Annotated in this window: 12 protein-coding genes, 1 pseudogene and 1 riboswitch; of the genes and pseudogenes, 5 read left to right on the top strand and 8 right to left on the bottom strand. The window is 62.5% G+C overall.

The genetic code is table 11. From position 1 onward, the window contains the following. Window positions 1–48: 48 nt before the first annotated feature. Window positions 49–1,258, top strand: a pseudogene (locus BH683_RS09015) (IS256 family transposase). 89 nt (window positions 1,259–1,347) lie between these two features. Here BH683_RS09015 and BH683_RS09010 read toward each other — a convergent pair. The 5 genes from BH683_RS09010 to BH683_RS08990 all read right to left on the bottom strand — a co-directional run bounded on the left by BH683_RS09010 (window position 1,348) and on the right by BH683_RS08990 (window position 6,106). Then, on the bottom strand, window positions 1,348–2,016 hold the full coding sequence (locus BH683_RS09010; protein ID WP_246833265.1) for a (2Fe-2S)-binding protein: 669 nt from the start codon (window positions 2,014–2,016) through the stop codon (window positions 1,348–1,350). Next, window positions 2,009–2,791, bottom strand: coding sequence for an ABC transporter ATP-binding protein (locus tag BH683_RS09005; protein ID WP_084835910.1), 783 nt, complete (start codon window positions 2,789–2,791; stop codon window positions 2,009–2,011). Before BH683_RS09005 ends, BH683_RS09010 begins: the two co-directional genes overlap by 8 nt. Beyond that, window positions 2,788–3,783 (bottom strand): iron ABC transporter permease, encoded by a 996-nt coding sequence (locus BH683_RS09000; RefSeq protein WP_246833269.1) that lies wholly within the window; start codon window positions 3,781–3,783, stop codon window positions 2,788–2,790. Before BH683_RS09000 ends, BH683_RS09005 begins: the two co-directional genes overlap by 4 nt. Window positions 3,784–3,899: 116 nt before the next feature. Next, window positions 3,900–4,856 carry an ABC transporter substrate-binding protein gene (locus tag BH683_RS08995; protein ID WP_246833268.1) on the bottom strand — a complete coding sequence of 319 codons (957 nt, stop codon included), beginning with the start codon at window positions 4,854–4,856 and terminating at the stop codon, window positions 3,900–3,902. A gap of 200 nt (window positions 4,857–5,056) precedes the next feature. Then, window positions 5,057–5,188: riboswitch (cobalamin riboswitch) on the bottom strand. A gap of 651 nt (window positions 5,189–5,839) precedes the next feature. Beyond that, on the bottom strand, window positions 5,840–6,106 hold the full coding sequence (locus tag BH683_RS08990) for a metal-sensitive transcriptional regulator (RefSeq protein WP_084835907.1): 267 nt from the start codon (window positions 6,104–6,106) through the stop codon (window positions 5,840–5,842). A 246-nt stretch (window positions 6,107–6,352) separates the two neighbouring features. Here BH683_RS08990 and BH683_RS08985 point away from each other — a divergent pair, with 246 nt between their 5' ends. The 4 genes from BH683_RS08985 to BH683_RS08970 all read left to right on the top strand — a co-directional run bounded on the left by BH683_RS08985 (window position 6,353) and on the right by BH683_RS08970 (window position 9,793). Next, window positions 6,353–8,422: an MMPL family transporter gene (locus BH683_RS08985; RefSeq protein ID WP_246833264.1), complete on the top strand. Its 2,070-nt coding sequence runs from the start codon at window positions 6,353–6,355 to the stop codon at window positions 8,420–8,422. A 35-nt stretch (window positions 8,423–8,457) separates the two neighbouring features. Beyond that, on the top strand, window positions 8,458–8,688 hold the full coding sequence (locus tag BH683_RS08980) for a DUF2892 domain-containing protein (protein WP_084835905.1): 231 nt from the start codon (window positions 8,458–8,460) through the stop codon (window positions 8,686–8,688). 40 nt (window positions 8,689–8,728) lie between these two features. Further along, on the top strand, window positions 8,729–9,130 hold the full coding sequence (locus BH683_RS08975) for a DUF302 domain-containing protein (protein ID WP_084835904.1): 402 nt from the start codon (window positions 8,729–8,731) through the stop codon (window positions 9,128–9,130). Window positions 9,131–9,310: 180 nt separating this feature from the next. Next, entirely contained in the window at window positions 9,311–9,793 is a 483-nt protein-coding gene (locus BH683_RS08970) for a hypothetical protein (protein WP_246833263.1), read from the top strand. Here the strand turns inward: BH683_RS08970 and BH683_RS08965 are convergent, their stop codons facing one another. From BH683_RS08965 to BH683_RS08955, 3 genes are all read right to left on the bottom strand, one after another. Continuing rightward, window positions 9,794–10,681, bottom strand: coding sequence for a universal stress protein (locus BH683_RS08965; protein ID WP_084835902.1), 888 nt, complete (start codon window positions 10,679–10,681; stop codon window positions 9,794–9,796). Between the two features lie 92 nt (window positions 10,682–10,773). Beyond that, the gene (locus tag BH683_RS08960; RefSeq protein WP_084835901.1) at window positions 10,774–11,154 is read right to left on the bottom strand and encodes a hypothetical protein; all 381 of its coding nucleotides are present in this window, start codon (window positions 11,152–11,154) and stop codon (window positions 10,774–10,776) included. Between the two features lie 113 nt (window positions 11,155–11,267). Next, window positions 11,268–11,702, bottom strand: a complete 435-nt coding sequence (locus tag BH683_RS08955; protein WP_084835900.1) for a pyridoxamine 5'-phosphate oxidase family protein — start codon at window positions 11,700–11,702, stop codon at window positions 11,268–11,270. Window positions 11,703–11,727 lie beyond the last annotated feature (25 nt).

Below are 11,727 nucleotides of genomic sequence, written 5' to 3'. Positions count from 1 at the left end.
AAGAAATCGACACCACCGTCGGCCGAGGAGGCGGCGGCAGCGGAGCTCGTGCGCTTGGCGAAAGAGCAGGGCCTGTCGCTGACGGGCCCGGATGGGCTGCTCAAGCAGTTCACCAAGACGGTCCTGGAAACGGCATTGAACGAGGAGATGACCGAGCATCTCGGGCACGACAAGAACCAGGCCAACCCGGATCGGGCATCAACAAATATCCGCAACGGCACTCGGTCGAAGACGGTGCTGACCGAGTCGACCGGGCAGGTCCCGATCGAAGTCCCCCGAGACCGCGAAGGTACGTTCGAACCGCAGATCGTCAAGAAGCGGCAGCGTCGGCTCAACGGCGTTGATGAGATCGTTTTATCGTTGTACGCCAGAGGGTTAACGACTGGGGAGATCAGCGCGCACTTCGCTGAAATCTACGGTGCATCGGTCTCGAAGGAGACGATTTCTCGGATCACCGACAAGGTGATCGAGGAGATGCAGGATTGGTCTGCACGTCCGCTCGATGAGGTGTTACGCGGCGATCTTCATCGATGCCATCGTGGTCAAGATCCGCGACGGGCAGGTCGCGAACAGGCCGATCTACGCGGCCATCGGGGTGAGCCTGGACGGGCGCCGCGACGTGCTTGGTTTGTGGGCCGGCACGGGCGGTGAGGGTGCCAAGTTCTGGATGAGCGTGCTCACTGACATCCGCAATCGTGGCACCAGAGACGTGTTCTTCCTCGTCTGCGACGGTCTCAAGGGCCTGCCGGAGGTTGTCGAGCATGTGTGGCCGGCCACCACCGTCCAAACCTGTGTCGTGCATCTGATCCGCAACACTTTTCGGCTCTCGGCTCGACAGCACTGGGACGCACTCAAGCGCGATGTCAAACCGATCTACACCGCGCCGAGCGAGCCTGCGGCCAGAGCTGCTTTCGACGAACTGGCCGAACACTGGGGCAAACGGTACCCGGCGATCATCCGGCTGTGGGACAACGCTTGGGAGGAGTTCATCCCCTTCCTTGACTACGACACGGAGATACGTCGAGTCATATGCTCTACCAATGCAATTGAGTCGCTCAACGCGCGCTACCGGCGGGCCGTGAAAGCCCGCGGCCATTTCCCCAGCGAGCAGGCCGCGCTCAAATGTTTGTACCTGGTGACCCGTTCGCTGGACCCGACCGGCAAAGGTCAGGCACGATGGATCACACGGTGGAAACCCGCTCTCAACGCCTTCGCGATCACGTTCGCGGACCGTTGGCCCGGATCAGAAACCTACTAATGGAAAACGGTCGAAACACCGTTAACGAGATAGTCCCTTGTGGGGACTTGAGCCCCCGTCTTTCCGCCCAGTGGGTCGCGGGGGATACCTCAGCGTGCTGGTGAGTCAGGCTGCCGAGGCCGTCGGGGGCAGCTCGTGCATTTGTCACCACCGGTTGCCTGATAGATCAGGCAGCACGAGGTGCGTCGGATGATCGGCGTGCCGCACGGCCGGTGCCGGGATGTCTCAGCACTCGCGGTCGTGAATCGTGGACGTATGAACGGTGGACGGCACAGAACAGCGGCGAGCGCGGAGGCGTCGGGGATTCGGTTCAGGGCTGTGCCTGCGTCGAGTGCTCGGTTCGCCACCGAATCAGATGCGATGGCCCACAGGGCACGCGGCGCCGCACCGGATATGGCGGCCAAAGGCGTGATGATGTCGGCGTACGCGTCGATGAGTGCGGCCGAGTAGCGTTCGGCGCCGTCGACGGTGACCGAGGATTGAGTTGTGGCCAGGTAACCGTTGGCGCGCAGAGTGAATCGGAGTTCTTGAAGGCGTGGTGTCGGTGTGCGACCGGTCGCCAGTAGGGCTTCGATGGGGTCTGCGACGAAGGTTGAGCTCGCCGAGTACCACCACAGGGTGGCGTTGATTCGTGCGTTGGCGCAGTCCCACCGTCGGCCGGTGTCGATGATGCGGTCGGCGAGCCATGTTGGATCGGTCAGCAGTGTGCCGCGCAGCAGCCGACTGTCGTTTCGGGGCTGTGGTTGGTTGTCAGGCATCGGCGAGGCCGTGGATGTCGAGTGTTCGCCGGCCCCGTTTGTTCGAGATGACGTGTGCATTCACCCCGAATACCGTTGCGAGCAGGTCGGGTTGCAGGACGTTGTCCGGGGTGCCGACGGCGACGAGCAGACCATCGTTGAGGACGGCGATCTGGTCGCTGTAGGCAGTTGCCATGCTCAGGTCATGCAGCGTCACCAAGATTGCTGTTCCTTGCTCTGCCAGGTCGCGGAGGAGTTGCAGGATGGTGAGCTGATGACGCAGGTCGAGGTGGTTGGTCGGCTCGTCCAGGAGCAACACCTGTGGTTGTTGGGCCAGCGCTCGGGCGATGGAGACTCGTTGACGCTCACCGCCGGAGAGTTCGAGAAGGTCGCGATCTGCTAGTGCGGTGAGGCCGACCTTGTCCAGGACGTCGCTGACCACTGAGCGGTCCTGGTCGTTGAAGGACTCGAGCCACCGTCGGTGTGGGGTGCGGCCGAGCTGTACTGATTCGCGGACGGTCAGGCCCCCGAGCGAGGCCGGTTCTTGGACACTGACTCCGATGGCGCGGGCCAGATCTCGCCGGTGCAGGGCGCTGATGTCGTCGTCGCCGAGTGTGATGGAACCGGCGTGGACGGCCAGGGCTCGGTAGCAGGTGCGCAGCAGTGTCGTCTTGCCGCTGCCGTTGGGGCCGACCAGCGCAAGTACTTGCCCTGGTGCGACCTCGAGGTCGCACCCGCGTAGAACGGTTCGTTGGCCCAGTCGTGCGTGCACCGCGTGGGCGTGGAGCCGGCTCACTGGGGTTTTCCGTAACGGTGCCACAGCATCACCAGAAACAATGGGACGCCGATGAGGCCGGTGACCACACCCACGGGTAGCTCAGTGGAGTTGCTGACTGCTCGGGCGATGATGTCGGCGATGACGAGCGCCAGGGCGCCGGATACGGCAGCGACAGGAATCAATCGGGCGGAGTTTCGGCCTACCAGGTAGCCGGCGGCGTGGGGTATGAGCAACCCGATGAACCCGATGGTGCCCGAGACCGCGACGGCCGCGGCGGTCAGCAGCGACACGGCGAGCAACGTCAGGATCCGGAAACGCTGCACGTTCATGCCCAGGGCGGCGGCACCGTCATCCCCGACGAGAAGCAGGTTGAGCTGGCGGCTGCACGCCACGACGCCGGTGCCCACGATGAGCAGAACCGCCGCCGGGATCGCGAGCATGGTCCAGGTCGCGTCCCCGAAACCTCCTGCAAGCCAGCGCATCACGGTCCCGATCTGATGGTCGTTGCCGAGTACGAGCAGGGTGAAGGTGATCAGGGCAGAGAAGACCATCGACATCGCCACCCCCACCAGGACGATCGCGGTCACCGCCTGGGTTCGGACGCTGATCGCGATGGCTCCCGCCAATGGGAGCAAGGCGCCAAGGAATGCCGCAGCAGGCAGCGTGAAGACGCCCAGAGCGCCGCCGCCCACCCCGAGAACAGTCACCAGCACCACCCCGAACCCTGCACCCGAGGACACTCCGAGCAGGAACGGATCGGCCAGGGGATTTCGTGTGACCGCCTGAGCGACTGCGCCGGCGATAGCCAGTGCGGCACCCACCACGGCTGCGGTCAACGCCCGGGGCAGCCGCGAGTCGATCACGATGGCGTCCCGGGCGTCGGTCCACCAGATGTCGAACGAACCCGGGGCGATGCGCTGGGCAACGATGGCCCACACGTCTCCGAAAGGGATGTTGACCGTTCCCACCGATACGGCGCCGGCGACGGCCACCGCCAACCCCCCGAGCATCGGCGTGAGGATTGTCCACAGTGGCAAACGTTCTCGGGTCTTGATCCCTGTTATGTCTGGATCAGGGGCAGGCGTATTTCGGGTATCTGCGGCGGAGGTGGTGACACTCATCGGCGTTATCGGGCAGTGGTGAACGCGGCGGGGTGTAGCCCGCGAGCGATGGCTTCCACGGACGTTGCCAGACGGGAACTTTCGAAGAAGTCGTCGAGCGGCACGACGACGATCCGGTTGTTGCGTATTGCGGGCGTGGTGGCCATGATCGGTTGGCTCTTCAGGTAGGCGATCTTACCGTCGGCATTCGTGTCGCCGTAGTCGAGAACAACAATGGCTTCGGGGGCGCGTTCGCCGACCACCTCCCAGCTGGTGGTGAAGTACGGCTTGGGTCCTTCGGGCGTGATGTTCTGTGCGCGGGCGTAGTCACCGATGAGGTTGCCGATGCCGACACCGCCGACGGTGAAGGGCTGGTCTTCGCCGGAATCGTAGAAGAACGTCGGCGTAGGTTCTACGCCTGCGGCATCGAGGCGTTCGCGCACGGCATCGAGCCGGTCGGTGATCGACGTCGTCAGCTTTTCGGCGGCGTCCGATACACCCAAGATGTCGCCGAGTTGGGTGAAGTCGGTCCGCAGCACGTCAATATCGGAGAAGCCGGCCGTGCAGTATTCGGAGAACAGGAAGGTCTGGATACCGTTCTCCTCGAGCCGGTCTCGGCCCAGACCGTTCTTGTCGTCGAAGGCGCTGCGCATCCCGCCCACAACCAGGTCTGGATCGAGATCCCTGATCTGTTCGAACGTCGGGTATTCCGCGGCCAACGATGGAATGGCTTTGAACTGGTCTGCGACCTCGGGTAACGGATCGTCTTTCTCGCCATAACCCATGCCCACGATCCGATCACCCACGCCCATCTGGATCAGGGTTTCGGTGACGTGATCGTTCATCGACACGATCCGTTGGGGCGGGACGTCGAAGGTTGCCGGCCGGTCGCAGTTGGTGATGGACACCGGCTGGGCAAATGCGGCGACCGCCGTCTCGCTCGGTGCGGTCCCCTCGCCACGAGAGCAGCTGGTCAAGGCCATGACCGTGGTCATCGACAGTGCAACGAGCGCGAGCGTACGCAAGTGGAATGGCGGGGTGCTGATCGACATCGGACCTCAAGATCTTGCTCAGGTGGCGTACGAGTCGATCCAGCACGACAGGGGCCACCCGGGGCGCGTGCGCACACGCCAGATCACCAGCTGCCTCGCTGGACTCCCATTCGCAAACCACGACGACATATCGGAGTCACAAGCCCCCATGCGGGCGATCGGGCTCACCGTCGGATGACGGCCTACCGTTGCGGGACAGCGCCGGACTTCGACCGGCTTCCCCCACCATGGGTGCTAGCAATGCAAACTCACTATCGCACCGACCGTTCCAAGGGTGAGCGGCAGGGTGAGCCCTAAACAATCGAAAGAGGCGATCAACGATACTTTCAATGCGCCGTACGTTGAAGACGACAGCTGAAATGGGTCGTGCTAGATGCATGCGGGTGTGGAGTGGGTGAGACCACTGTATTGCCTGCTGATGGTCGTGCCGGCGTCTGCGCTGATCAGTTGTGGGAGGTCAGCGAGAGCGCCGATTGTCGAGATTCCCCGGCCCAGGCGAAGCCGCATGCCGCCGTCACTTTCGGTCTAATGCGGCCAACGATGAGTGCTGTTGACGTCACCAGGCCGAGCCGAACGTTTTGTCCACGGGGCCGTCCGGAGGAGTGCAGCACCGGGCGCCGATTCTTTCGGAGCCATCTTGAGGTCCTTTTCCGCAGAGGCCACTGATCGGATGTCAGTGCGCTACCGGAGAATCGTCGCGAATTGTCCGCTACTCGAACAAGTGCCGACCGGGGCACCGAGAGAGGACCTTGGTGACCGGGTTGCACCGTCGTCGATGTGATGGTCGAGCACGCGCGTCGAATGTGACAGAGGGCCTGTTCATTGATGGCTTACGGCTGCGGTGCCCGGATCGCGGCCGTGGTGGGGTACTCCATGGAGTATGTGGCGGGGAAGCGAGAGGATGTGGACGTCGGTTACGCCAGCGCCAGAAACAGCTTCTCCAGTTCGGCTTCGGTCAACGGTGCTTGGTCACCGTCGGCACCGTTGATGCACTGCCGCATACCCGAGGCAACGATCTTGAAGCCGGCGCGGTCAAGCGCACGGGACACCGCGGCGAGTTGGGTGACCACATCCTTACAGTCCCGGCCGGCCTCGATCATGGCGATGACCCCGGCCAGCTGTCCCTGTGCTCGCCGCAAGCGATTGAGCACCGCGGTCATTGATTCTTCGTCACCGGTCACGGTAGTGGTCCCTTCACTCTTATCGCTTCTTGAAAGGGTACCCCAGGGGGTACTCGGGGTCGACGACGCAGCGCACTTGACGGCAATGCCCTATGGGGTATCGTAGTCCGCGTCAGGTACCCCCGGGGGTATACGGGACCTCTGCGAGGAGCAGTCAGCATCATGGCGACCACCACATCCACCGACAGTCACCCACCGTCTCCGTCGGCGGCTCCACCCAGCGCCCTCGGGCGATGGGGCGCAACGATGGCTGCACACTCAAGGCTGGTTTTCAGCGTCTGGTTCTTGCTGCTGATCGGGCTGGGTGCGGCGGCGCCGTCGGTGTTCTCTTCGTTGGCGGGCGCAGGCTGGCAGGCCAACGGTTCGGAGTCGGTACAGGTTCGTGAATTGGCGCAGCAGCATTTTGGTGGCAATTCGTCGGCGGCCGTTCAGGTGGTGGTCCACTCCGACGCCGTTCGCGTCGAGGATCCTCGCATGCAGCAGACGCTGGCCGAGGCCGCAGCGATCTTCGCCGGCGACTCTCGATTCGGTGACGTCGTGGCGCCGCAGCCAGGTATGACGATCAGTCGCGATGGCCATACCGGCATACTCATCGCGGGTGCTGATGCCAACACCGACGACATGGTTCGCGCTGTCGATGACGTCAAAGCTGAACTGACCGGGTTGTCCGGCGACGGGATCGAGGTGTATCCAACAGGGGCGTCGGCCCTGTGGAGCGACTTCAACAAAGCCAATCACGATGCAATGATCAAGGCGGAGTTGTTCTCCTGGCCGGTGACGCTTGCCATCATGGTGTTGGCGTTTGGGTCACTCGTGGCGGCCGGTCTGCCCCTGTTGTTGACAATTGCAGGATTGGTTGCCTCGGCGGGCGGTCTGGTCCTGCTGAATCAGGTGACACCGATTTCGGTGTGGGCCATGAACTTCGCGATGATGTTCGCCCTTGCCCTGGGTATCGACTATGCACTGTTTGTCGTTTCGCGTTTCCGCGATGCCATCGAAGACCGCACCGATATGATCGCCGCGGTCGCTGAAACCATGGGTACTGCAGGCAAGGCGGTCATGTTGTCGGGCATCACCGTGTTGGTGAGCCTGTCTGCTGTTCTCATGGTGCCCGCTCCCGCGGTGCGGACCATGGCGATCGGCATCATGCTCGCGGTCGTTTTCGTCTTGGCCGCCACTGTGACCTTGTTGCCGGCGGCATTGGGAGCGCTGGGACCGAAGGTGAATGCTGCATCGTTGCCGTACGCCAAACGGCAGAGACACCATTCACCTCTGTTCGACTCCTGGGGACAGACGCTGCACAAGCATCCTTGGCCGTTCGCGCTCGGATCGATGGCGGTGCTGATCGCGCTCGCGATCCCGGTGATCGGGCTCAAGGTGGCCATGCCGTCCATCGAGGTGGTTCCCGAGGACGCGCCGGTGCGCCAGGGTTATGAGCTGGTGCAAGAACAAATGGGTGAAGGTGCTCCGGGAATGTTGCAGATCATCGCCCCGCCCGCCGACGCTCAACAGGCAGCAGCCTCGGCCTCGGCGACCTCCGGGATCGAGATGGTCACCCCACCGGTGCCGGCTTCCGACGGCGCGGGTTATGTGATGCTCCAGGGACTGCCGTCGGTGGATCCATCCGACGCTCGGCTGGCCACGATTGTGGACGAACTCCGTGCGGCAGTTCCCCAGGGAACGCTCGTCGGCGGGGCGCCGACAGAGAACCTCGATCTGCAACAAGCACTCAACACCTACTTTCCGGTGATCGTGACGGTGATCTTGGTCCTGGGATTCGTCCTGCTGCTGGTGGCATTACAGGCGCCGCTGATCGCACTCATCGGCACCGTTGTCAGCCTGTTGTCAACCGCTGCAGCATTCGGGGTGGCGAAGTTGATCTTCCAAGACGGTTATCTGTCAGAACTGCTCGGCTTCACACCCCAGGGATTTCTGGACGGCTGGGGCCCGGTGTTCTTCTTCGCGATGATCTTTGCGATCGCAATGGACTACACAGTCTTCCTGCTCGCCACCGCGAAAGAACACTTTGAAAAAACCGGTGATCCCGAAAGGGCACAGATTGACGGCATGGCGCACTCTGGTCGAATCATCTTCGCCGCTGCGGCGGTGATGGTGGCGGTGTTCTTCACATTCGCGCTCGCAGATCCGTTGCCGCCCAAAGAGATGGGAATCATCCTCGGCGTCGCTGTTCTGCTGGACGCAGTCTTGATCCGCTTGATGCTGCTGCCGGCACTCCTCCGGCTCACCGGCCGCGCGGCGTGGTGGTCACCGACCTGGCTACAGCGAATCCTGCCCACGGTCACCTTCTCTCACTGATCACAGTCGCATACCGAACCGAAGGACCAGATTTGATGAACACTCATACGACCACCCCGAACTGGACCGTGGAAAGAGCCGTTCCCCTGATGGCCGGGATCGTGGTGTTGTCAAGTCTTGTGCTGGCAATCACGCTCTCGCAGTGGTGGCTGCTGTTGACGGCCTTCGTGGCTGTGAATCTGCTGTTCTACAGCGTCGTAGGGTGGTGTCCCGCCAGCAAACTCATGCACCGCCTGGGCCTGCCCTACCAGAGTGAACTGCACTGACTTCTGCGCGTCTTACACCCTGATGAAAGGAAGATCCGTCATGACACTGTCCATCTCCACAGTGGTGAACAGCCCGTTCAAGGACACGGTCGAAAAGACCCGGGCCGTGTTGGCTGACCAGGGGTTCGGTGTGCTCACCGAAATCAATGTCACCGACACGTTGAAAGCCAAACTCGACAAAGATATGGAGAACTATCTGATCCTTGGCGCCTGCAACCCGCAGCTGGCGCACCGGGCACTGGGCGTGCAAAGCCAGATCGGGCTCCTGTTGCCCTGCAACGTGGTTGTCCGCTCCGACCCCGCCGACCCAGCATCGACCATCGTCGAAGCCATGAACCCGAACCTCATGGTGCAAGTCTCCGGCGAATCCGGGCTCGCCCCCATTGCCGACGAGGCAACGGCAAAGCTCACGGCCGCGATCGCCGCCCTCGCGAACCAGTAACCGGATCGAACCCAGGCGACGCCGTGACCCGGCGCCACAGAGGAGTACGACATCATGACCGCAGTTCAATTCTACTTCGACCCAGCATGTCCGTTCGCTTGGGCAGCCTCACGCTGGCTGATCGACACGGGACAACGGCGAACAACGGACATAGGTTGGCGGCAAATGAGTCTCGCTGTCATGAACGAACGAGCTACCGACCTCACCGACCAACAGCAACACCACATGGACGTGTCCCGAAAATTGGGCCGAGTCCTTGCCGCCGCGCACCATGACCACGGCGACGTTGTCATCGGACCGCTCTATACCGCACTGGGGTACCGCATCCATGATCAAGGTGAACCCGTCACCACGGCCGCAGTCGAAGCCGCCCTAGCCGACAGCGGACTGGACCCCCACCTTGCCAACGAAATGACCAGTACGTTGTACGACAGCGCCGTGCGGGTCGCACATCAGGAAAGCCAGGACAAACTCGGCAGCACCGGGGGCAGCCCCATCACCTGCCTGAACGGACGATGCTTCTTCGGCCCCGTTCTCACCGCGATTCCCACTAAGATGCAGGGCGACAAACTGTTCGACGCCTTGGTGGCTATCGCTGACGTAGCGGAGTTCGCTCAGCTTCAACGTCCGCATAGCGGACCACCCACCTTCGACCGACCCTGACTAGGGCACAACGAGAACAGAGCAGTCCGCGTGGTGTACGAGGTTCTGGCTGACAGAACCCAGAACAGCACCCACGAATTGCCCGCGACCGCGGGACCCGACCACCACCATCTGTGCGGTTTTCGACAGTCCAACCAGACCTCTTGCCGGTGTCGAGTCGGCGCACACCCTGTGCACGGTCACGGCGGGATACTCCTCTGCCAGCGGCGCGATCAGGGCGTCGATCCATTGTTGCTTCTCGCGCTGAATCGCGTCCCAGTCGACGAACGCCGCAGAGTAGCCAAGCCCGACCGTAGCGTACATACTCCAGAAGTGGGCGATGACCAGCGGTACGTGCAGCGTGTCGGCGTAGGAGAACGCGTGGTGCGCGGCCCTGGTGGCGTAGTCGGACTCATCGACACCCACCACGATGGGCCGGGCACCGTCTGCTGCGGCGAACGGCTCCCTCCGCCACGCCACCACGGGACATCTGGCGCGGTTGATCACCCGAATTGTTTGTCGGCCCAGCAGCATGTCCCCTGCAGGTCCACTCCAATGCGCACCCAGCACGACTGCCTGGGCGTGTTCGGACCGGTCGGCGAGCACGTCAGGAACCGGACCTTCGAGCAGTAATCGGCTCACCGGTAGCGACAGACACTCTTCCCGCACCACTGCTTCAGCTTCGTCGAGTTGTGCGTTCCCGACTTGGTGCAACTCTTTATCCAAGTTCTCGGAACTCAACGCCAATGCGGTCGGAGAGAACCAAGGGAAGGGCGGAATTGCGTGGACAAGGTGCAGCGGCGCAACGCGAGCCGCAGCCAACGTCGCCGCCCATCTGCACGCGCCCAGGGCCGCCTCCGAGCCATCGACTCCGACGACCACAGGGAGCTGGTCACGATCATCATTCATCTTCGATCCTCACGTTGTATAGGAATGACTTCTGAAGCCCGAGAGAAGGATTGCGCCTCTGTTTGTGCTCGCACACTTTTGACGCCGACTGACTATGGGTCACCGACCGCTGGTTCTTTGTCGTCCGAAACCTGATGTGCGAAGTACAGACCGGCGACAACCAGGGTGACCCCGATAGCCGCTGGTACCACCAGCAGAGGGTGGACTGCGTGGATGTGGGTCATCTGTATGGCGACCCATCCGAGGAGCAGTGCTCCCGCCATCAGGGTGGTGCCGGCCGCCTGATCGGTGCGGAAAAGAAGATCGTAGGTTGCCCGGGCCATCGGTAGGCCGACAATGATCGTCAGAAACACGCCGAGAACGACTGGACTCTCCCACGGCATTCGACGTTCGATCTCTTCGCCGACGTATGTCCCACCGCTGATGACGGCCACCGCCGCGGCAAAGGCGACCGCGCTCGAACCAAGTGTCATCACGGCTGCCGCGGCCTCGGAGTGACTCCTTAGCGAAGATTCAGGGCGCGAGGATTTTGTGCTGGTGCAGTCGCGATTGACAATCATTCCGTGTTCCTCAGCGCCTTGCTCGGTCAACGCTCAGGTTCTTCGCCGAAGCGCACGTACCGGCCGGTCACTTCGCCGGGTTGGATCTCGACGGTGTTGTACTTCGTTGTCGGCACCCAAGAACGTAGCTCGAGGGCGTCGGCGACCGCGATCTCTGCGGAGGTCCTCAGGGTACGGGCAGTGCCGTGTATGACCACGCTCCATCCGGATTCGTCGTCGACGTGGTCGACTTCGAAGACCACCCGGTCGTCGATGGTCAATTCGACGAGTTTTGTGCCCTCGGCGGTGCGGAACAGCACCCGATGCGCATCGATGAGGTAGTTGATCGGGAAGATGTCGATACGGTCGCCGACTGTGACAACAAGTCGTCCGAGTTGCTCCTGCCGCAGTAGTTCCCAGCAGTCGGCCTCGGTCAGCTTCTGGACGAGGTCTGCTCCTGCTGAAGTGTCGTACGTGGACATCGCCGTCCTCCCTTTTGGCCATCGG

It is taken from the genome of Williamsia sp. 1138 (assembly GCF_002095435.2).
In the GTDB taxonomy this organism is placed as follows: domain Bacteria; phylum Actinomycetota; class Actinomycetes; order Mycobacteriales; family Mycobacteriaceae; genus Williamsia.
The sequence above is the reverse complement of the archived record's forward strand: the minus strand, read 5'-3'. Positions and strand labels throughout refer to the sequence as shown.

Bases quoted from the DNA above. Each gene is read 5' to 3' on its own strand.
- BH683_RS09010 (WP_246833265.1), bottom strand. From the start codon at position 2,016: ATGCCTGACAACCAACCACAGCCCCGAAACGACAGTCGGCTGCTGCGC.
- BH683_RS09000 (WP_246833269.1), bottom strand. From the start codon at position 3,783: ATGCTCGGGGGGTTGGCGGTGGCCGTCGCCGGCGCCGTATCGGTGGGA.
- BH683_RS08995 (WP_246833268.1), bottom strand. From the start codon at position 4,856: ATGGCCTTGACCAGCTGCTCTCGTGGCGAGGGGACCGCACCGAGCGAG.
- BH683_RS08985 (WP_246833264.1), top strand. From the start codon at position 6,353: ATGGCTGCACACTCAAGGCTGGTTTTCAGCGTCTGGTTCTTGCTGCTG.
- BH683_RS08980 (WP_084835905.1), top strand. From the start codon at position 8,458: ATGAACACTCATACGACCACCCCGAACTGGACCGTGGAAAGAGCCGTT.
- BH683_RS08975 (WP_084835904.1), top strand. From the start codon at position 8,729: ATGACACTGTCCATCTCCACAGTGGTGAACAGCCCGTTCAAGGACACG.
- BH683_RS08970 (WP_246833263.1), top strand. From the start codon at position 9,311: ATGAACGAACGAGCTACCGACCTCACCGACCAACAGCAACACCACATG.
- BH683_RS08965 (WP_084835902.1), bottom strand. From the start codon at position 10,681: ATGAATGATGATCGTGACCAGCTCCCTGTGGTCGTCGGAGTCGATGGC.
- BH683_RS08960 (WP_084835901.1), bottom strand. From the start codon at position 11,154: ATGACACTTGGTTCGAGCGCGGTCGCCTTTGCCGCGGCGGTGGCCGTC.
- BH683_RS08955 (WP_084835900.1), bottom strand. From the start codon at position 11,702: ATGTCCACGTACGACACTTCAGCAGGAGCAGACCTCGTCCAGAAGCTG.